We start from the raw sequence: 19913 nt of genomic DNA on the forward strand, positions 1-19913 counted from the left end.
CGCGTCAGTCCGCGGGGGCCGGGTCGGAGGGGCCCGGGCCGGTCGGCGCGGGGTCGGTGGGGTCCGGGCCGGTCGGGCCCGGCGTCGGGTCCGTGGGGTCAGGGCCGGGCGGGTCGGTCGCGTCCGGCGGGCCGGTGGGACCGGTCGGGTCCGGTCCGGGGCCGGTGGGGTCCGGACCGGTGGGACCGGGGCCCGGGTCGGTCGGGGCCGGACCGGTCGGGCCGGGGTCCGTGGTGCCGGGGTCCGTGGGGCGGGGAGCGTCCGTTCCGGGGCGCGTGGGGCGCGGGCCGCCCGTGGTCGGGAAGGTGGCCCCGTGACCGTCGATGAGCACGGCCGAACCCGAGGGGGTCAGCGAGATCCGGGCCCGCCACGGCCCGCCCGGCTGCTGGTCCCGGATCACCGAGACGGCGATCGTGGTGCCCTGCCCGGCCGCGAGCGTGCCGGACGTACGGCTCAGGCGCAGCCAGGGGGCGTCCGTCACCGCCGACCAGCTGACCGGCCCCCGGCCGGACGCTGTGAGCGTGAGCGTCGTGACGGCTCCGGAGGTCCGGGCCCTCACCGTCAGCCGGCCTTCGCCACGCCGTGCGCCGCCGGTGCTGACGACCTCGGCCGTGACGTCGGGGACGCGGGCGCCGAGGCGGTCGCCGGGGCGGCCGTTGCCGGTGTTCTCGTAAGGGGCGTACGGGGCGCCGCTCGTGCCTCCGGCGCCGTCCACCTCCGGGGCGCTGACCGAGGAGCCGTCGTGGCCCTCGCCGGTCTGCGGCGCCCCCCGGTAGGCGGCCCAGAGGGCGATCACGGGGGCGGCGACCACCGTCGCGACCACCGTGGTCGTCACGACCCGGGCGCGCAGGCGGTCCCGGCGGGCCGCCTGGTCCTTGGGGTCGAGCGGGTACCCGGCCCGGTCGAGGCGCGGGCCGGCGGCGCGGGAGCGCCGGGCCTGGGCCATCGCGACGTACACGGAGGGCCGTGGGGCCTCGACGACGGGCAGGGCGGCGACCGGCGTGAGCGCCGCTCCGGGCCAGGGTCCGGCGGCGTTCGCCCGCTCGGCGGCGCGACGGCAGCGGGGGCAGTCGTCCACGTGCCGGACGAGCTCGCGGCACAGGGCGGCCGAGAGGCGCACCCGCCGGTCGCCGGTGGGCCGGGCGACGGTGGGGCAGCCGCCGGCCTCCACGGCGGCGAGCGCGGCGCGGGTGCGCTCCACCTCGCAGGCGGCGCCGGCCAGCAGCTCCCGGGCGGTGGCCGGCTCCAGACCGAGCACGGCCGCGACGGCGGTGGGTGCGAGCCGGTGGCGTACGGCAAGTTCGAGCGCTTCGCGCTGCTCCGGGGTGGTGCCCGCGGCCTCGGGCCAGGCGAGCGTGGCGAGCTCCCGGCGGCGGGCTTCGGCGGCCGGCGACTCCGCGGGGGCGGGCAGGACGGCGTCCTCCGGGGTGACGGGGGCGGTGTGCTCCGGCGTGCGCCGGTCGGTGTGCGCCCCCGGGCGGCGGGGCGGCGCGGAGGCTTTGACCGTGCGGGGCGGCTTCGCCGTCCCGGAGGGCCGGCGGTGCGCCTGACGGCCGCACAGGCGCTCGGTGAGGACGCGCCGGCACGTCCACCGGGCCAGCGCGTACAGCCAGGATTGACGTTCCTCCTCGGCCGTGGGCTCCCGGGCGTCCTGCCGGTCCGCGATCGACAGGACGGCGCCCAGCGCGTCGGTGGCCGCGTCGTGATCGCAGAGCACGGAGAGGCAGTAGGTGAAGAGTCCGTCGAGATACGGCTCGTACCGCACGGGCGGTCGCTGGGCCGGGGCGTTGGGCACTCGGCGGTGCGCCCGGTGTGCGCCGGTGGTGTGCGTGGGGATCTCCAGCCTGCTGCTCATCACCCGGCGACCGTAGGCAAACGAGCACACGCCCCAAGTGCCCCTTGAGCGCATTTAATCCTTACGGGTGAATGTATCCCTCGAAAGAGGACAGAGAACGCGCATACGCACGAGAGCGCTCAGGAGCACCCGCCGCGCGCCCTGCGCGCGGACGGCCCGCGCACGCCGACCGGGCGGAGGTCACGCCGAGGGGTGCGGACGGCCCGCACCCGACCGTGCGGGCGGCGTTGTCACACCCCACCTATACGGTGACGCCATGGCTGCCCGTACGAAATCCGCGAAGGACCGGCCGTCCTACCGCTGTACCGAATGCGGCTGGACCACCGCGAAGTGGCTCGGCCGCTGCCCCGAGTGCCAGGCGTGGGGGACGGTCGAGGAGTTCGGCGGCACCCCCGCCGTGCGCACCACCGCCGCCGGACGGGTCTCCACGGCGGCCGTGCCGATCGGAGAGGTCGACAGCCGGCAGGCGACGGCCCGTTCGACGGGCGTCGGCGAGCTGGACCGGGTCCTCGGCGGCGGGCTGGTCCCGGGTGCGGTCGTGCTGCTGGCGGGCGAGCCGGGGGTCGGCAAGTCGACGCTGCTGCTGGACGTCGCGGCCAAGGCGGCGAGCGACGACCACCGCACGCTCTATGTGACCGCCGAGGAGTCCGCGAGCCAGGTCCGGATGCGGGCCGACCGCATCCGGGCGATCAACGACCACCTCTACCTCGCGGCGGAGACGGATCTGTCCGCGGTGCTCGGCCACCTGGACGCGGTGAAGCCCTCGCTGCTCGTCCTGGACTCGGTGCAGACGGTCGCCTCGCCCGAGATCGACGGCGCGCCCGGCGGAATGGCGCAGGTCCGGGAGGTCGCCGGGGCGCTGATCCGGGCCTCCAAGGAGCGCGGGATGGCCACGCTGCTCGTCGGCCACGTCACGAAGGACGGCGCGATCGCCGGGCCCCGGCTGCTGGAGCACCTGGTCGATGTGGTGCTGTCCTTCGAGGGCGACCGCCATGCCCGGCTGCGGCTGGTGCGGGGTGTCAAGAACCGGTACGGGGCGACCGACGAGGTCGGCTGCTTCGAGCTGCACGACGAGGGCATCACCGGCCTCGCCGACCCCTCGGGCCTCTTCCTCACCCGTCGCGACGTGGCGGTTCCGGGCACCTGCCTGACGGTGACGCTGGAGGGCAAGCGCCCCCTGGTCGCCGAGGTGCAGGCGCTCACCGTCGACTCGCAGATCCCCTCGCCCCGGCGCACGACCTCCGGCCTGGAGACGTCCCGGGTCTCGATGATGCTCGCCGTGCTGGAGCAGCGCGGCCGGATCAGCGCGCTCGGCAAGCGGGACATCTACAGCGCGACGGTGGGCGGCGTGAAGCTCACCGAGCCCGCCGCCGACCTGGCCATCGCCCTCGCGCTGGCCAGCGCGGCCAGCGACACCCCGCTCCCGAAGAACCTGGTCGCGATCGGTGAGGTGGGGCTCGCGGGCGAGGTCAGAAGGATCACCGGGGTGCAGCGCAGGCTGTCCGAGGCACACCGCCTGGGCTTCACCCACGCCCTCGTTCCGACGGACCCCGGGAGGGTCCCGGCCGGTATGAAGGTCACGGAAGTCGCCGACATCGGGGACGCTCTGCGGGTCCTCCCGCGCCGGTCTCGCCAGGAGGCGCCGCAGCCTCGTCAGGAAGACAACGCGCGCCGGTAGACTTTGCCCTGGTCTCGCCCGCCCGTGGACACGGCATGGTGGACGCAAGGGCACCGCAAACCTGTGACCGGAGGAGTGCAGTGGCAGCCAACGACCGGGCGACGACGCCCGGAAAGTCCGGCCAAGGCACCGGCAACGAGGCGCTGATGCGCGCCTCGCTGAGCGCGGTCGCGCCCGGTATGGCCCTGCGGGACGGCCTGGAGCGCATTCTCCGCGGCAATACCGGCGGGCTGATCGTGCTGGGCATGGACAAGACCGTCGAGTCGATGTGCACCGGCGGATTCGTGCTGAACGTGGAGTTCACGGCGACGCGCCTGCGCGAGCTCTGCAAGCTCGACGGGGCGCTGATCCTCGACAAGGACATGACCAAGATCCTGCGGGCCGGCGTGCAGCTGGTCCCGGACGCCTCGATCCACACGGAGGAGACGGGCACCCGTCACCGCACGGCGGACCGGGTCTCCAAGGCGTGCGGCTTCCCCGTCGTCTCGGTCTCCCAGTCGATGCGCCTGATCGCGCTGTACGTGGACGGTGAGCGACGGGTCCTGGAGGAGTCCTCCGCGATCCTGTCCCGGGCCAATCAGGCGCTCGCCACGCTGGAGCGCTACAAGCTGCGCCTCGACGAGGTCGCGGGCACGCTCTCCGCGCTGGAGATCGAGGACCTGGTCACCGTCCGGGACGTGACGGCGGTGGCCCAGCGGCTGGAGATGGTGCGGCGGATCGCCACGGAGATCGCGGAGTACGTGGTCGAGCTCGGCACCGACGGACGCCTGCTCTCCCTCCAGCTGGACGAGCTGATCGCCGGGGTCGAGCCCGAGCGGGAGCTGGTCGTCCGCGACTACGTCCCCGAGCCGACGGCGAAGCGGTCGCGCACGGTGGCCGAGGCGCTGACCGAGCTGGACGCGCTGAGCCACACGGAGCTGCTGGAGCTGCCGGTGGTGGCGCGCGCGCTGGGTTACAGCGGCTCGCCCGAGACGCTCGACTCGGCGGTGTCCCCCCGGGGCTTCCGGCTGCTGGCGAAGGTGCCGCGGCTGCCGGGGGCGATCATCGAGCGCCTGGTGGAGCACTTCGGCGGGCTCCAGAAGCTGCTGGCGGCGAGCGTGGACGACCTCCAGACGGTGGACGGCGTCGGCGAGGCGCGGGCGCGCAGCGTGCGGGAGGGCCTGTCGCGGCTGGCGGAGTCGTCGATCCTGGAGCGGTACGTCTGAGGTTCGGCCGCGGGTGAGGGCGTCCAGGTGGGCGCCCTCTTCCGCGTGCCGCCCGGCGGGACACGGGCCGAAGGCGGGGGCCCGGTCAGTCCTTCGCGAGGACGAAGGATGCCCGCTGGACCGGTTCGCCGGGGGCCTTCGCCTCCAGGAGGTACGTCCCCGGGCCGGCCTCGCCCGCCGACGGGGTCGCGCAGCCGGGGGCGGACAGGGCGCGGTTCCAGTCCACCGTGTGGATCACCGTCGCACCCGCCGGGACCCGCAGGAACAGCGGGCCGGCCGCGGCGGGGCAGTCCTTGGAGGACCAGACCGGGTCGTCGTCCTCGCCCCCGGCCTCGGTGACCGTGAGGACCGCGTTCTTCGGCCCGAGGTCGGCCTTGCACGTGGCCGACGAGGTGTTCTTCACGATCAGTTCGAACTCCGGCTTGTCGTCGGGGCCGTAACTGACCTTCGTCCGCACGCTCAACCCCACCGCGGCGGGCTCGCATTCGGGAAGCGGGGAGCCGGCCGGGACCTGACGGCCCGCCGTTCCGCCGCCGTCGGCCCCCGTACCGGCCGTGCCGGCGCCGGACGTTGACGCCCCGTCGGACGAGGCGCCGTCGCTCGCGCCGCCCGAGGACGCGCCGGAGCCGCCGTCGGAGCCGCCCGGTCCCCCGGAGCCCCCGGAACCGCCGTCCTCGTCCGACTCGTCGCGGCCGCCCGGCTGTTGGCTGATCGCCGGGCCGGTGCCCGAGGGGCCGGGGTCGATCGACCTGGCCGGGTCGGAGCCGCCGGACTTGCCGTCGTTCCGGCTCCCGCCGCCGCCTCCGGACGTCATCGCCCAGGCGACCAGCACGGCGAGCAGCGCAACCAGAAGTCCCGCTACCGCCCTTCGTCGCCAGTAGATGCTGGAGGGAAGCGGACCGACCGGATTGCGCATAGATCCCACGGTCCGAACTCTACGAGAGATCCGGACCGGCTCGGGCCCCACCCGCCGCTCCGGCCGCAAGTTTTGCCGATCATCATCACGGGGATCCGGTCACAGGGGACAGAACGGGTGGCGTTGCCGTCTCCTGGGCCGCCGCGCGGGCCGACACCCCCGCGCCCGTGACCGCCGCTCCCTCTTCCGTGCCAGGATCGTCAGTGCGATGACTGCCATGACTTCGACACAGACGCCCCCCGCCGCCTCCCTCCACGCCCCCGTCATCGGGTGGTTCGAGCAGCATGCCCGCGATCTGCCCTGGCGCCGCCCCGAAGCGGGCGCCTGGGGAGTGATGGTCAGCGAGTTCATGCTCCAGCAGACCCCGGTGAGCCGGGTCCTCCCGGTGTACGAACAGTGGCTCGCCCGCTGGCCCCGCCCCGCCGACCTGGCCGCCGAGGCGCCCGGGGAGGCGGTCCGCGCCTGGGGCCGGCTCGGCTACCCGCGCCGTGCGCTGCGCCTGCACGGGGCCGCGCAGGCGATAGCGGAACGGCACGGCGGCGATGTGCCGAGCGAGCACGCCCAGCTGCTGGCCCTGCCCGGGATCGGCGAGTACACGGCGGCGGCCGTGGCCTCGTTCGCGTACGGGCAGCGGCACGCGGTGCTCGACACGAACGTCCGCCGGGTGTTCGCCCGCGCCGCGTCCGGGGTCCAGTACCCGCCGAACGCCACCACCGCCGCCGAGCGCAAGCTCGCGCGGGCGCTGCTGCCCGAGGAGGACGAGCGGGCGGCGCGCTGGGCGGCGGCCACGATGGAGCTGGGCGCCCTCGTGTGCACCGCGCGCAACGAGGACTGCGACCGGTGCCCGATCGCCTCGCGGTGTGCCTGGCGGCTGGCCGGCAAGCCCGCGCACCAGGGGCCGCCGCGCAAGGGCCAGACGTACGCCGGGACCGACCGCCAGGTGCGCGGGCGGCTGCTGGCGGTGCTGCGGGACGCGGTGAACCCCGTACCGCAGAGCGCGCTGGACGCGGTGTGGGAGGAGCCGGTGCAGCGGGCCCGTGCGCTGGACGGGCTGGTGGCCGACGGGCTGGTCGAGCCGCTGGCGGACGGCCGCTACCGGCTGCCGCTGAGCTGACTCCCCGGCGCCCCGGGCGCCCCGGGCGCCCGCGGCCCCACGCCGTTACACAACCGATGGACAGCCGTGCACCGGCCTACGGCTGCTCCGCACATCGCCGTGACAACGCCTCCGTAGCGTCTCCGACAGCAGGACGGCCGGACCGCGGAACACCCGCGGCCCGGCGTTGCACGGGGATGTCGGGGACGGAGGCGGTTGTCATGGCGCAGGGCGAGGCGCTCGCGTTCGAGGACTACGTACGCACACGGCAGGAGGCGCTGCTGCGCAGCGCGCGCCGTCTGGTCCCCGACCCGGTGGACGCCCAGGACCTGCTGCAGACCGCCCTGGTGCGCACCTACGGCCGCTGGGACGGCATCGCCGACAAGTCCCTGGCCGACGCCTATCTGCGCCGCGTCATGATCAACACCCGTACGGAGTGGTGGCGGGCGCGCAAGCTCGAAGAGGTCCCGACCGAGCAGCTGCCCGACGCGAGCGTCGAGGACGGCAGCGAGCAGCGCGCCGACCGCGCCCTGCTGATGGACATTCTGGGCATTCTGGCTCCCAAGCAGCGGAGCGTCGTCGTGCTGCGACACTGGGAGCAGATGAGCACGGAGGAGACGGCCGCGGCGCTCGGCATGTCGGCCGGTACGGTCAAGAGCACGCTGCACCGGGCCCTGGCGCGACTGCGTCAGGAACTGGAGAGCCGTGAGCTGACCAGCCGCGAGGCGGTCGCCCGGGAGACCGGCGGCCCCCGGAGCGCGGCGCCGGTCGCCTCCGCCCGTGTCCCCGCCCAGCGGTCGCCGGTCACGACGGTGGTGCCGGGGGCGAGGGCACACACACCGGCGCAGCGGCACGGGCGTCACGACGAGCGGGGGATGGAGCGGTGCGCGGCCTGAGCGGCAGCAGCGGCGTCGGGGGCGGCCCCGGGGACGGTTCCCCGGGCGGCGCCGAGGCGGGCGTTTCCTCCGTGGACGGTCCCGGAGGGCCGGACGGGGGCGACGCCCCGGGGAGACCGGGCCGGGCCCGGAGCCTCCGGGGCGGCAGGGCGGCGAGTGGCACGGCCTTGGCCGGACTCGTCGCCTTCGGACTGTTCGGCGCCGGCTGCACCACGGGCGGCACCGGCACCCGGGACGAGGGCCCCGCCGGCAGTCAGCCGGTCGCCCAGATCAGCCCGCGGGCCAGCCCCTCCGGCACGACGCCGCCCGTCAGGCGGGTCGACGCCGTGCGGCTCCTCAAGGACGACCCCGAGGTGGGCGAGCAGGTCAGGGAGGAGCTGCGGCCCTGCGCGGGCAGGGCGTATCCGATCGACACCTCCTACGGGTCGATGACCGGCGGCCGGACCGCCGACGTGGTGGTCAACGTGATGAGCTGCGCCGACTCGGTGGGCGTCGGAACGTATGTGTACCGGGCGGACGACGACGGCTCGTACGAGAACGTCTTCGCGGCCGAGGTCCCCGCCGTCTACGGAACGATCGACCGGGGGGACCTGGTGGTGACGACCCAGGTCTACGGATCGAAGGATCCGCTGGCGTACCCGTCCGGCTCGGAGGTGGTCACCTACCGTTGGGCGAGCGACCGCTTCACCGAGCACGACCGGGTGCACAACGACTTCAGCCGGGCCGTCGAGGGCACGGACGGCGACCTGCCCGTGCAGTCGGAGCCGGTGGAACCTGTTCCGACGGAGGAACCGGCGGAACCGGGCGGGAACTGAGACCGGGCGTCGACGGCGCGTACCGGTGGACCGGATGCCGACGTCGTAGCGGTGGACCGGGCGTCAACGACGTCGTACCGGTGGAACCGGGCAGGAACGGAAAGCGAGAAGCACCCCATGGCCGAGACCCACGTCCTCTTCGTCGAGGACGACGACGTCATCCGCGAGGCCACCCAGCTCGCCCTGGAACGGGTCGGCTTCGCGGTCACGGCGATGCCCGACGGGCTCTCCGGGCTGGAGGCGTTCCGCGCCGACCGGCCGGACATCGCCCTGCTCGACGTGATGGTGCCGGGCCTGGACGGAGTGAGCCTGTGCCGCCGCATCCGGGACGAGTCCACCGTCCCGGTGATCATGCTCTCCGCGCGGGCCGACTCGATCGACGTGGTGCTCGGCCTGGAGGCCGGGGCCGACGACTACGTCACCAAGCCCTTCGACGGCGCGGTCCTGGTCGCCCGCATCCGCGCGGTGCTGCGCCGCTTCGGCCACGCGGCCGGACCGGACGGCCCGGGCCGGGGCGGCGGGGCGGAGGGGGACGCCGAGGCGCTCGGCGGCGTGCTGGTCTTCGGCGATCTTGAGGTCGACACGGACGGCATGGAGGTGCGGCGCGCCGGTGAGCAGGTGGCGCTGACGCCCACCGAGATGCGGCTGCTGCTGGAGTTCTCGTCCGCGCCGGGCACCGTCCTGTCCCGCGACAAGCTCCTGGAGCGGGTCTGGGACTACGGCTGGGGCGGTGACACCCGGGTCGTGGACGTCCACGTCCAGCGGCTGCGCACCAAGATCGGCCAGGACCGGATCGACACGGTCCGCGGCTTCGGCTACAAGCTGCGCGGATGAGGCGGGGATGACACGACCGGTGGTGCGCGGATGAGGCGGCTGGTGAGGCGCGGATGAGGCGACCGGCCCTGCGGACCGGTGTCCGCTGGAAGATCAGCATCGCCATCGCGGCGGTCGGCGCGCTCGTCGCGGTGGCGCTGAGCCTCGTGGTGCACAACGCGGCCCGCGTCTCGATGATCGAGAACGCCCGCGAGGTGCAGTTGGAGCGGCTGCTGGGCGCCCAGCGGTTCTACGAGGCGACCACCATGCAGAAGGGCGGCCCGAAGTTCGGGGCCAAGCTCAACGACCCGACGATGCCGCCGAGCCTGCGCGAGGAGGTCCGCAAGAACCGCCGGGCCACCCATGTGACCGAAGGCCCCGACGGTATCCCCCACGTCTGGGCGGCGGTCCCGCTGGCGAACGGGGACATGCTCTCGTTGCACACGCGGTTCGCGGACCGCTCCGCCACGATCATGGACGACCTGGACCGGGCCCTCATCATCGGTTCGGTCTCGGTGGTCTTCGGCGGCTGCGCGCTCGGGGTCCTCATCGGCGGCCAGCTCTCGCGCCGGCTGCGCAAGGCGGCGGCCGCGGCGGGCCGGGTCGCCCAGGGGCACACGGACGTACGGGTCAGGGAGGCCGTCGGCGGTGTCGTCCGCGACGAGACCGATGAGCTGGCCGGGGCGGTCGACGCGCTCACCGACGCGCTGAACGAGCGGATCGAGGCGGAGCGCCGGGTCACCGCGGACATCGCCCATGAGCTGCGTACCCCGGTGACCGGGCTGCTCACGGCGGCCGAGCTGCTGCCGCCGGGCCGCCCCACCGAGCTGGTACGGGACCGGGCCCAGGCGATGCGCACCCTGGTGGAGGACGTGCTGGAGGTGGCCCGCCTGGACAGCGCGTCGGAGCGGGCGGAGCTCCAGGAGCTGCCGCTCGGCGAGTTCGTCAACCGCCGGATCGGGCTGCTGGATCCCGGTGTGACCGTGCGGGTGGTGCACGAGTCGTGGGTCTCCACCGATCCGCGCCGGCTGGAGCGCATCCTGGGCAATCTGCTGGGGAACGCCGCCAAGCACGGCTCCACCCCGGTGGAGGTCACGGTCGAGGGCCGGGTGGTGCGGGTCCGTGACCACGGCCCCGGGTTCCCGGAGGAGCTGTTGCGGGACGGGCCGAGCCGGTTCCGTACCGGGAGCGTGGACCGGGCCGGGCACGGGCACGGGCTGGGCCTGACGATCGCGGCGGGACAGGCGAGGGTGCTGGGGGCCCGGCTGACCTTCCGCAACGCGGCGCCGGCGGGGGCGGCGGAGGGCACGGGCGGGGCGATCGCGGTGCTGTGGCTGCCGGAGCACGCGCCGACGGTGACGGGGAGCTTCCCGGTGCTGCGGATGGCGGACCAGCGGCAGCCGTCGGACTGACCCCCGCACCGGCCGACGACTGCCGGTCCGGCCCCGCTGGGGTCCGGTACCCCCGCGGGCCCACCCGCCGTCGCGCCCGTCGTCCGTCGCACTCGGCCCGCGAACCCGGGGCACGGTGTGCGGGGCGCGGGGCGCGGGGCGCGGGGCGCGGGGCGCGGGGCGCGGGGCGCGGTGCGCGGGGCGCGGTGCGCGGGGCGCGGTGCGCGGGGCGCGGGGCGCGGGGCGCGGGGCGCGGGGCGCGGTGGAACGCCGACGGCGACCCCGAGGAGTGAGCCGCGAGGCTGTCCTCGGCGTCGCCGCCGGTCGGGTGACCCGGGCGCACGCCCCGGGTACCGGGGTGTAACGGGTCCACTGCTCTTTTCGGTTGTGCTGCGCGCCCGCCGGATGCCGGCGGTTCTGCGCGGTCGGGGGTGCCCGGCCCTGTCCGGCCGGGCCCGCCCCGGGCCGGCCGGATCAGATGGAGACGTGCACCGAGCGGAGGAACGCGGCCGGGTTGAGCGCCGAGCCGTAGTTCGGGCTGGTGCGGATCTCGAAGTGCAGGTGCGGGCCGCTGGAGTTCCCGGTGTTGCCGGACAGGGCGATCTTCTGGCCCGTCTTCACGGTCTGGCCGATCTTCACGTTGACCTTCGACAGGTGCGCGTACTGCGAGTACTTGCCGTTGGAGTGCTTGATCACGACGGCGTTGCCGTACGCGGGGCCGTCGCCGGCGCCGTTCGGGCCGGCCTTCACGACGGTGCCCTTGTGGGCGGCCACGACGTCGGTGCCGACCGGCACGGCGAAGTCCTGCCCGGAGTGCTTGGCGGCCCAGCGGGCTCCGCCGGTGCCGTAGCTGGCGCTCAGCGTGTACTTCTTGACCGGGGCCTTCCAGGAGGCCGCGTTCTTCTTCGCGGCCTTCTTCTTGTCCTCGGCCTTCTTCTTCGCGGCGGACGCCTTCTCCGCGGCGGCCTTGCCCTGCGCGGTCGCCTGCTGGGCGACCGCGTCGGCGGCCGAGCTCGCGGCGAGGGGAGCGGCGGCAGCGTCGGCGCCGCTGGAGGCGAACGCCGTTCCGGCACCCAGCACCACGGACGCCCCCAGGCCGGCGGCCAGGACGGCGCCACGGACGCGGGAGACGGACGGGCGGATGGTGTGCTGGTTCGTTGCGCGCTTCATACGAGGAAGTCCTCCGAAGGTGAGTGGACCCGGCGTGCTGTCCGGGCTTGCTCCACCTTGGTAACCCGCACCCCCGCCGGTGCTCAAACACCCCATCTACGAAGAAAAGCCGTAGAGAGGACTGGGGGAATTCGTCGCGGTTGTCCCCGTACGGGTGGGCAGCGAGGGCCCGGAGATCCTTTGCGCGATGACGTTTAGCGCCTGCTCGATGGGGGTGTTTCCGGACATGGAGCCGCGAAAGGGCTGTATCGCCCACACCTTCGAAAGGACCTCCCGGCACCGGGCCGAAGGTCCCGCGACGGATCACGGCCCCTTGTCCTAGCGCGGTTAGTAGGGCTGTTTCGGGCTGTGCGCCTTGTCACCGCCGGTGGGGCCTTGGTCCTTCCGATTCGGGACCTTCGGCGCGCCGCTTCACTACGCTGGCGGGAAACGGCACCGCACCCCGGGGGACCCATGACAGCCCAGAACACCCACGCGCTGGACGGCATCGAGCTGGCCGACGCCGTCGCGTCCATCCGCAACCAGCTCATCGACGCGGCGACCCGGGCCACCGGCCACCCGGTCTCCTTCGCGGTCGGCGACATCCAGATGGAGTTCACCCTCGAACTGCGCCGGGAGGCCAGGGCGGGCGGCAAGGTGAAAGCCTGGGTGGTCGAGGCGGGCGCGGACGCCGCACGGACCGCGGGACGCACGCACAAGGTGGCCTTCACCCTGACCCCGCGCGACGCCGCGACGGGCGAGGCGTGGGAGATCGGGACCCGGGACGACGGCTCCACGGCGGGGTTCGGTGACGGAGCCACCCGTACATGAGCACGACCGTCACCCAGCCCGCCGACCGCACGGTGGTCGTGACGGCGATCCGCCAGGGCAGCGGCGTCCTGCTCACCGACCAGCTGATCCTGACCTGCGCCCATGTGGTCAAGTCCGGGGCCGTCCGCGTCGCCCACCCCGCCCTCCCGGATCCGGTACGGGCCACCGTCGCCTGGATCGACCACCAGCTGGACGCGGCCCTCCTCCAGGCCGTCGAACCGGTGCGGCCGGTCCCTCCCGTGCGGTTCGGCGTGGTCGACACCCGCCAGGCGATGCCCGGGTGCGAGATCACCGGCTTCCCCCGCGTGCAGCGCTACGGTCGCGACCGGCGGCTGGAGGCGGACCAGTACACGGCGACCGTGCTGCCCATGGCGGGCCGGGTCCGCGACCTGCTGGTCTGCGACCTCGACGGCCCGCCCGCCACGGGGCCGGACGACGAGCCGGCCCTCCTGTCCGGGCTCTCCGGCGGTCCCGTCTTCATGGGGGACGTACTGCTGGGCATCGCCCGGCAGGTCCCCCGGCAGCGCGGCGGCCGCCGGGTCGAGTGCGTCCCGCTCACCCCGGTCCTGGCGGCGAAGCCCTTCCGCCTCGTCTATCAGCGGACCGGGTCCGGCCTGCGCCAGGAACGCGTCCACGGCAGCTTCCCGAGAGACCTGCGGTACGAGGCGGAGTACGCCCAGGCGCTCGGCGCCGCGTACCGCCGTACGAAGATCTTCGGCCTGGACGAGCTGAGCCGGCACGACGCCGAGTGGGACCTGGACACCGCCTACCTCAGCCTGGAGGCCCAGGACCCGCGAAGCGACCGGGTCGCTCCCGGCGCCGCCGCCGCCGCGCCGCCCCTCCCCCAGCGCATCGACGCCCTCCTCGCCGACCGCCCCCGGGTCCTGCTGCGCGGCGAGGCGGGCGCGGGCAAGACGACGCTGCTGTGGTGGCTGGCCGCGCACGCCTCGGCAGGCACCCTGGGCGACGCACTGGCCCCGCTGAACGGCCTGGTGCCCTTCGTCGTGCCGCTGCGCACCCTGCGGGCCCGCGGCGGTACGTTCCCGGGCCCGGCGGAGCTGTCGGGCGCGGCCGGGCTGGTGATCGACGCGGCCCCGGAGGGCTGGGCCGGCCGGGTCCTGGAGTCCGGCCGGGCGTTGTTGCTGGTGGACGGCCTCGACGAGGTATCGCCGGAAGAACGCGAGCAGGCGCACTCCTGGCTCGGCCGGCTCGTGAGCCGCTATCCGGACCTCCGGTGCGTCGCGACCGTACGCCCGCTCGCCGTCGAGCCGGACTGGCTGCGCTCCGAGGGCTTCGGGGAACTGCGACTGCTGCCGATGCGGGACGAGGACGTCCAGGCGTTCGCGGCCTCCTGGCACCGGGCGGCGCGGCTCTCCGAGGACGGACACGAGCGGCTGGACGAGCTCGAACACGACCTGTCCCGCCAGTTCGGCCAGAACGCCGCGCTCCGCGACCTGGCCCGTACCCCGCTGCTCTGCGCGGTGATCTGCGCCCTGCACCGCCGCCGCGACGGCTTCCTCCCGGAGACCCGCTGGAAGCTGTACCGCTCGGCCCTGGAAATGCTCCTCGGCCACCGCGACCGCCGCCGGAGGATCGGGGCCCCCGAGGGCATCGGACTCGACATCGAGGAATCCACCCAGCTCCTCCAGCGGATCGCCGTCTGGCTGGTCCGCGAGGGCCAGTCGGAGTTCACCCGGGACCAGGCACTGCGCCAGCTCGGCCGTGCGCTGGCGGGGATGGAACGGGTGAGCGCGCAGGGCCCGCCCGAGAAGATCCTCACCCACCTCCTCAACCGCAGCGGCCTGCTCCAGGAGCGCGCGGACTCCGCCTACCAGTTCGTCCACCGCACCTTCCAGGACTATCTGGCCGCGAAGGAACTCGTCGAGGACGACCACCTCAACGAGCTGCTGCGCCACGCGGACGAGGAGCCCTGGCAGGACGTGATCCTGCTGGCGGCGGGCCACTGCGGACGGCGGGAGCTGGCCGTGCTGGTGGAAGGCTTGCTGGACGCGGGCCTGGAGCACGGGGACGGGGCGAGGGAACGCCTCGACCTCCACGTCCTGGCCGCCCTGTGCGCGCAGCACGCGGCATGGCTGGACGAGGGGGTGCGGGAGCGGGTCCGCCGGAGCACGGCTGCGTTGCCCCCGTTACGGGACCACGACCAGGTCAAGGCGGTGGCACGACTGGGACCGGCGGCGCTGGCCGGACTGCCCGCGCCGGAGAGCCTGGCGCACGACGACCCGTCGGTCAGGCATCTGGTGAATCTGGTCACCGAGATCGGCGGGAGCGAGGCCGTGCCCCACGCCCGCGCCTGGGCCCTCGCCCACCCCCGGGCCGCCCACGCGTTCGCCCACAGCTGGCGGAACTTCCCTCCCGAGGCGTACGCCACCGAGGTCCTGGCGCACTGCGACCTCTCCGCCGCCCTCCTGCCGGTCGGCGATCGCGAACGGCTCAGGGCCCTCCGCCGTCTCCCCCACGTTCGCGGCCTGGCCCTGAGCGGCGATCTGCCGGAGCCGGAGATCAGCGCGGCACTGGAGGGGAAGCAGGAGCTGGAGAGCCTCTCCGTCCGGGACCACCAGGGGCTCAACGGTCTCTCCTGCCTCTTTCCCGTACGCGACCGGCTGGGTGAGCTGTCCGTCGAGAAGTGCTCCGGCATCAGGGACCTGCGACCGCTCACCGGGTTCACCGCGCTGCACACCCTGTTCCTGGACATCGGGCCGGTGCCGCCCGCGCACTGGGAGCAGGTCGCCGCCCTGCCCGGCCGCCTGGCCCTGCTGGACCTGCGGAACCTCCCGGCGGGCGGGCTGAGCCTCATCCCCGCTCACCCCGGGGTCACCCACCTCGGTCTGTCGGGTGAGCGCCCGTTCTCTCTGGACGGGCTCGCTGACTGGTCGTCGCTGGTGTCGCTGAAGGTGTCCGGACTCGCGAACTTCGAGGAGGCGCTCGCCGGACTCCGCGCGCACCCCGGGATCAACGAGATCGAGTTCACTTCCTGGCCCGGGGGAGCCGGTGACGCGCCGCCCGTTCCGTCCATCGACAGTCTGACGGTGCCGTCCCCGGCGGACGGCGCGGACCTGTCCCCGCTCCGTACGCTCTTCCCAGAGGTCTCCCACCTCACCCTGCGGGCCTCGGGCCACACCGGGAAGCTGGACCTCACCTCGCTCCACGACTGGCCGGGACTGACGGTGGACCTCCGCGGACAGGAGCGCCGCCCGGTTCTCGGAGCGGACGCGCTGGGCGACCGCCTCACCGGAGCCCGCCACTGAACCGCCGAAAAGGGGCTGCCCCGGACCGGTGATGAGAACCGGTTCCGGGGCAGCCCCTCAGGTGTGCCCTACGCGGGCGTCACGCGTCCTTCGTGAGGTTCGGGCCGGCGCCGCCTGCCGCCTGCTCGATCGGCGGGACGTCGGGCAGAGCCGACTTCTCCTCGCCGCGGAAGGTGAACGTCTGCGCGTCACCCTCGCCCTCGGTTCCCACGACCACGATGTGACCGGGACGCAGCTCGCCGAAGAGGATCTTCTCGGAGAGGATGTCCTCGATCTGCCGCTGGATCGTCCGGCGCAGCGGCCGGGCGCCCATCACGGGGTCGTAGCCCTTCTTCGCCAGGAGCGACTTGGCCTCGGAGCTGAGCTCGATGCCCATGTCGCGGTCCCTGAGCCGCTCGTCCACCTTGGCGAGCATGAGGTCGACGATCTGGATGATGTCTTCCTCGGTCAGCTGGTGGAAGACGACCGTGTCGTCGACACGGTTGAGGAATTCCGGCCGGAAGTGCTGCTTGAGCTCTTCGTTGACCTTCGTCTTCATCCGCTCGTAGTTCGTCTTGACGTCGCCCTGGGCGGCGAAGCCCAGGTTGAAGCCCTTCGAGATGTCCCGGGTCCCGAGGTTGGTCGTCATGATGATGACCGTGTTCTTGAAGTCCACGACCCGACCCTGGGAGTCGGTCAGGCGACCGTCCTCCAGAATCTGGAGCAGGGAGTTGAAGATGTCGGGGTGGGCCTTCTCGACCTCGTCGAAGAGGACGACGGAGAACGGCTTGCGGCGCACCTTCTCGGTGAGCTGGCCGCCCTCTTCGTACCCCACGTAACCGGGGGGCGAACCGAAGAGGCGGGAAACCGTGTGCTTCTCGCTGAACTCCGACATGTCGAGGGAGATCAGCGCGTCCTCGTCGCCGAAGAGGAATTCGGCGAGCGTCTTGGAGAGCTCGGTCTTACCGACGCCGGACGGGCCGGCGAAGATGAACGAGCCACCGGGGCGCTTCGGGTCCTTCAGACCCGCTCGCGTACGGCGGATCGCCTGCGAAAGGGCCTTGATGGCGTCCTTCTGCCCGATGACGCGCTTGTGGAGCTCGTCCTCCATGCGCAGCAGACGGGAGGACTCCTCCTCCGTCAGCTTGAAGACCGGGATTCCGGTGGCCGTGGCCAGGACTTCGGCGATGAGCTCGCCGTCGACCTCGGCGACGACGTCCATGTCGCCGGCCTTCCACTCCTTCTCCCGCTTGGCCTTCGCCGCCAGCAGCTGCTTCTCCTTGTCACGGAGGGAAGCCGCCTTCTCGAAGTCCTGGGAGTCGATGGCCGACTCCTTGTCGCGGCGGACGCCCGCGATCTTCTCGTCGAACTCGCGGAGGTCCGGCGGCGCGGTCATCCGGCGGATGCGCATCCGGGAACCGGCCTCGTCGATCAGGTCGATCGCCTTGTCCGGCAGGAAGCGGTCCGAGATGTACCGGTCGGCCAGGGTCGCGGCCTGGACGAGGGCCTCGTCCGTGATGGAGACCCGGTGGTGGGCCTCGTAACGGTCGCGCAGACCCTTGAGGATCTCGATGGTGTGCGGCAGCGACGGCTCCGCCACCTGGATGGGCTGGAAGCGGCGCTCGAGAGCGGCGTCCTTCTCCAGGTGCTTGCGGTACTCGTCGAGCGTGGTGGCGCCGATGGTCTGGAGCTCACCGCGCGCCAGCATGGGCTTCAGGATCGAAGCCGCGTCGATGGCGCCTTCCGCGGCACCCGCACCGACCAGCGTGTGAAGCTCGTCGATGAACAGGATGATGTCGCCGCGGGTGCGGATCTCCTTGAGGACCTTCTTCAGGCGCTCCTCGAAGTCACCCCGATACCGGGAGCCGGCGACCAGGGCGCCGAGGTCCAGGGTGTAGAGGTGCTTGTCCTTGAGGGTCTCGGGCACCTCGCCCTTGACGATCGCCTGGGCCAGGCCCTCGACGACCGCCGTCTTGCCGACGCCGGGCTCGCCGATGAGGACCGGGTTGTTCTTGGTCCGGCGGGACAGCACCTGCATGACCCGCTCGATCTCCTTCTCGCGCCCGATGACCGGGTCGAGCTTGGACTCACGAGCGGCCTGGGTGAGATTCCGGCCGAACTGGTCGAGCACCAGGGACGTGGAGGGCGTGCCCTCGGCGGGACCGCCCGCGGTCGCCGCCTCCTTGCCTCCCGAATAGCCGGAAAGCAGCTGGATGACCTGCTGCCGGACCCGGTTCAGGTCGGCGCCCAGCTTCACGAGGACCTGGGCGGCGACGCCCTCGCCCTCGCGGATCAGGCCGAGCAGGATGTGCTCGGTGCCGATGTAGTTGTGGCCCAGCTGAAGGGCCTCGCGGAGCGACAGCTCCAGGACCTTCTTGGCTCGCGGGGTGAAGGGGATGTGTCCGGAAGGGGCCTGCTGCCCCTGCCCGATGATCTCCTCCACCTGCTGGCGGACCGCCTCGAGCGAAATCCCGAGGCTCTCCAGGGCCTTAGCGGCGACACCCTCACCCTCATGGATCAGGCCCAGGAGGATGTGCTCGGTGCCGATGTAGTTGTGGTTGAGCATCCGGGCTTCTTCCTGAGCCAGGACGACAACCCGCCGCGCGCGGTCGGTGAACCTCTCGAACATCGTTAATCGCTCCTCAGAGCGGTCGGTCAGTGAGGGGTCGGTCCCCTCCCAGTCCTTCCGCATGCTAGTCCCGCAGGACGGGACAGCTCATTCCAACTGCCGACATCCGTCCGGATCACCCCGCGCCGGGCGGGGATTCTTACTGCCGAACAGCTGACAACTGCTCCAACCCGATGGTGCGAGACGATGTTCCCGCAGGCCAGGCAGATACCCCTATCGCCAGTACGCCGATGGCGAACGTGAGACGCCTCGGCCAGCGTGTCGCCCCTTCCCACTAGGAAAGTCTTACCCGCAATCACTGACAGTCCATGCGGCGCGCCCCGGTTCCCTCCGCTACGGGCGAACATCCTTGCGCTGCTGAACGCGCTCGCGCGCCCCTGTGGACGGGACGGAACGTGATGCCGCGCGGACCGTGCGTAACCCCGGAGGTGGTTCGGCGGTTCATCCGACATGACCCCCACCGTCCCGCAGCCCCGATTCTCCCCCGATGCCGCACCGGGTTCCGCCGACGCCGCCCTCGCCCGGCGGTATGCCGGAGAGCTCGGCTGGGCCACCGTGGGACACGCTCCCCTGCGGCTGCTCACGGGAGTGCGCTTCGACGTGCTGGAGCTCCCCGCCGAGGCCGGGCACGCGGTGCTGCGGCGCGGCCTGCGCACCGGTCCCGTGCTGCTGTCCGGTGCGCGGATGGGACTGCTGATCGCCGCGGGCGGCGCCGATGAGCTGCCGGGACTGCTCGACTGGCTGGAGTGGGGCCCTCTCGCGCTGGAGCTGACCGCCGTGGGTGCGGGGGGCCGCGTCGCGGCCCCGCCTCTCCCCGGCGCCCCGGGAGACTCGCCGGGGGCCGCTGTGTGGCTGCGGCCCCCAGAGCCGAGGCGTGCGCCCGAGCCGGCGCTGCCGGCCCTCGCGGGCTTCGGGAGCAGCGGTGGGGATGCCCCCGATCTCGTACGCCTGGTGGACGCCGCGGCCACCGAATGCCATCGGGTCCGGTTGTCACGCGCCCGTTCCGGGGTGCTGACAAGGGGCGCGACAGATCAGCCGTTGGCCTTCTCGTAAGCCTCGCGGATCTCGGCGGGAACGCGGCCGCGGTCATTCACGTTGTGGCCGTTCTCCCGCGCCCACCGGCGGATTTCCGCGGTGTCCTTGTTGCCTCCGGCCACGGCGCGGCCCTTGCCCCGGCCGGCGGCGGCACGGCCGCCGGTGCGACGTCCGCCCTTGGTGTAGGGCTCGAGAAGTCCGCGAAGCTTGTCCGCGTTGGCCGTGGTGAGGTCGATCTCGTACGTCTTGCCGTCAAGCGCGAACGTGACGGTCTCGTCGGCCTCGACTCCGTCGAGGTCATCGACAAGAAGGACCTGAACCTTCTGTGCCACGGGATTTCCTTTCATCGAAAATGGAGTACG

Annotated in this window: 15 protein-coding genes; 10 read left to right on the forward strand and 5 right to left on the reverse strand. The window is 73.2% G+C overall.

The features are described 5' to 3' along the window. Window positions 1-4: 4 nt before the first annotated feature. A complete protein-coding gene (locus ACIQMU_RS21910) occupies window positions 5-1855 on the reverse strand; it encodes a hypothetical protein (RefSeq protein ID WP_402689527.1) in 1851 nt (616 codons plus the stop codon). Window positions 1856-2111: 256 nt separating this feature from the next. Here ACIQMU_RS21910 and radA point away from each other — a divergent pair, with 256 nt between their 5' ends. Both radA and disA read left to right on the forward strand, forming a co-directional pair. Further along, window positions 2112-3533 (forward strand): DNA repair protein RadA, encoded by a 1422-nt coding sequence (gene radA / locus ACIQMU_RS21915; RefSeq protein ID WP_402689501.1) that lies wholly within the window; start codon window positions 2112-2114, stop codon window positions 3531-3533. Between the two features lie 80 nt (window positions 3534-3613). Beyond that, on the forward strand, window positions 3614-4738 hold the full coding sequence (disA, locus tag ACIQMU_RS21920) for a DNA integrity scanning diadenylate cyclase DisA (protein ID WP_352242754.1): 1125 nt from the start codon (window positions 3614-3616) through the stop codon (window positions 4736-4738). 85 nt (window positions 4739-4823) lie between these two features. Here disA and ACIQMU_RS21925 read toward each other — a convergent pair whose 3' ends face one another. Next, on the reverse strand, window positions 4824-5570 hold the full coding sequence (locus ACIQMU_RS21925; protein ID WP_402689528.1) for a hypothetical protein: 747 nt from the start codon (window positions 5568-5570) through the stop codon (window positions 4824-4826). A gap of 292 nt (window positions 5571-5862) precedes the next feature. Here ACIQMU_RS21925 and ACIQMU_RS21930 point away from each other — a divergent pair, with 292 nt between their 5' ends. The 5 genes from ACIQMU_RS21930 (at window position 5863) to cseC (ending at window position 10683) form a co-directional block, all read left to right on the forward strand. Then, the gene (locus tag ACIQMU_RS21930) at window positions 5863-6768 is read left to right on the forward strand and encodes an A/G-specific adenine glycosylase (protein WP_352242755.1); all 906 of its coding nucleotides are present in this window, start codon (window positions 5863-5865) and stop codon (window positions 6766-6768) included. 200 nt (window positions 6769-6968) lie between these two features. After that, window positions 6969-7643: a SigE family RNA polymerase sigma factor gene (locus ACIQMU_RS21935; RefSeq protein WP_402689502.1), complete on the forward strand. Its 675-nt coding sequence runs from the start codon at window positions 6969-6971 to the stop codon at window positions 7641-7643. 167 nt (window positions 7644-7810) lie between these two features. Continuing rightward, window positions 7811-8458 carry a hypothetical protein gene (locus ACIQMU_RS21940; protein WP_352242757.1) on the forward strand — a complete coding sequence of 216 codons (648 nt, stop codon included), beginning with the start codon at window positions 7811-7813 and terminating at the stop codon, window positions 8456-8458. A 117-nt stretch (window positions 8459-8575) separates the two neighbouring features. Continuing rightward, window positions 8576-9292, forward strand: coding sequence for a two-component system response regulator CseB (gene cseB, locus ACIQMU_RS21945; protein ID WP_352242758.1), 717 nt, complete (start codon window positions 8576-8578; stop codon window positions 9290-9292). 53 nt (window positions 9293-9345) lie between these two features. Beyond that, a complete protein-coding gene (gene cseC / locus ACIQMU_RS21950; RefSeq protein ID WP_352242759.1) occupies window positions 9346-10683 on the forward strand; it encodes a two-component system sensor histidine kinase CseC in 1338 nt (445 codons plus the stop codon). 453 nt (window positions 10684-11136) lie between these two features. Here the strand turns inward: cseC and ACIQMU_RS21955 are convergent, their stop codons facing one another. Then, window positions 11137-11832 (reverse strand): M23 family metallopeptidase, encoded by a 696-nt coding sequence (locus tag ACIQMU_RS21955; RefSeq protein ID WP_402689503.1) that lies wholly within the window; start codon window positions 11830-11832, stop codon window positions 11137-11139. A gap of 453 nt (window positions 11833-12285) precedes the next feature. Between ACIQMU_RS21955 and ACIQMU_RS21960 the strand changes: the two genes are divergently transcribed. Beyond that, window positions 12286-12642 carry a trypco2 family protein gene (locus ACIQMU_RS21960; RefSeq protein WP_352242761.1) on the forward strand — a complete coding sequence of 119 codons (357 nt, stop codon included), beginning with the start codon at window positions 12286-12288 and terminating at the stop codon, window positions 12640-12642. Further along, a complete protein-coding gene (locus tag ACIQMU_RS21965) occupies window positions 12639-15908 on the forward strand; it encodes an NACHT domain-containing protein (RefSeq protein WP_402689504.1) in 3270 nt (1089 codons plus the stop codon). The genes ACIQMU_RS21960 and ACIQMU_RS21965 overlap by 4 nt, the downstream gene beginning before the upstream one ends. Before the next feature lie 79 nt (window positions 15909-15987). Here the strand turns inward: ACIQMU_RS21965 and ACIQMU_RS21970 are convergent, their stop codons facing one another. Continuing rightward, window positions 15988-18516, reverse strand: coding sequence for an ATP-dependent Clp protease ATP-binding subunit (locus ACIQMU_RS21970; protein WP_352242763.1), 2529 nt, complete (start codon window positions 18514-18516; stop codon window positions 15988-15990). Window positions 18517-18966: 450 nt separating this feature from the next. On the opposite strand from ACIQMU_RS21970, the gene ACIQMU_RS21975 reads away from it, so the two are divergent. Then, window positions 18967-19569 carry an SCO3374 family protein gene (locus tag ACIQMU_RS21975; protein WP_352242764.1) on the forward strand — a complete coding sequence of 201 codons (603 nt, stop codon included), beginning with the start codon at window positions 18967-18969 and terminating at the stop codon, window positions 19567-19569. Here the strand turns inward: ACIQMU_RS21975 and ACIQMU_RS21980 are convergent. After that, the gene (locus ACIQMU_RS21980) at window positions 19548-19883 is read right to left on the reverse strand and encodes an Lsr2 family protein (RefSeq protein ID WP_352242765.1); all 336 of its coding nucleotides are present in this window, start codon (window positions 19881-19883) and stop codon (window positions 19548-19550) included. The two genes, ACIQMU_RS21975 and ACIQMU_RS21980, sit on opposite strands and share 22 nt — an antisense overlap. Between the last annotated feature and the right edge of the window lie 30 nt (window positions 19884-19913).

It is taken from the genome of Streptomyces sp. NPDC091649, assembly GCF_044756785.1.
In the GTDB taxonomy this organism is placed as follows: Bacteria; Actinomycetota; Actinomycetes; order Streptomycetales; family Streptomycetaceae; genus Streptomyces.

Excerpts from the sequence above, each read along its gene's own strand:
- ACIQMU_RS21910 (WP_402689527.1), bottom strand. The coding sequence starts at position 1,855 with ATGAGCAGCAGGCTGGAGATCCCCACGCACACCACCGGCGCACACCGG.
- radA (WP_402689501.1), top strand. The coding sequence starts at position 2,112 with ATGGCTGCCCGTACGAAATCCGCGAAGGACCGGCCGTCCTACCGCTGT.
- ACIQMU_RS21930 (WP_352242755.1), top strand. The coding sequence starts at position 5,863 with ATGACTGCCATGACTTCGACACAGACGCCCCCCGCCGCCTCCCTCCAC.
- ACIQMU_RS21935 (WP_402689502.1), top strand. The coding sequence starts at position 6,969 with ATGGCGCAGGGCGAGGCGCTCGCGTTCGAGGACTACGTACGCACACGG.
- cseB (WP_352242758.1), top strand. The coding sequence starts at position 8,576 with ATGGCCGAGACCCACGTCCTCTTCGTCGAGGACGACGACGTCATCCGC.
- cseC (WP_352242759.1), top strand. The coding sequence starts at position 9,346 with ATGAGGCGACCGGCCCTGCGGACCGGTGTCCGCTGGAAGATCAGCATC.
- ACIQMU_RS21955 (WP_402689503.1), bottom strand. The coding sequence starts at position 11,832 with ATGAAGCGCGCAACGAACCAGCACACCATCCGCCCGTCCGTCTCCCGC.
- ACIQMU_RS21960 (WP_352242761.1), top strand. The coding sequence starts at position 12,286 with ATGACAGCCCAGAACACCCACGCGCTGGACGGCATCGAGCTGGCCGAC.
- ACIQMU_RS21965 (WP_402689504.1), top strand. The coding sequence starts at position 12,639 with ATGAGCACGACCGTCACCCAGCCCGCCGACCGCACGGTGGTCGTGACG.
- ACIQMU_RS21970 (WP_352242763.1), bottom strand. The coding sequence starts at position 18,516 with ATGTTCGAGAGGTTCACCGACCGCGCGCGGCGGGTTGTCGTCCTGGCT.
- ACIQMU_RS21975 (WP_352242764.1), top strand. The coding sequence starts at position 18,967 with ATGACCCCCACCGTCCCGCAGCCCCGATTCTCCCCCGATGCCGCACCG.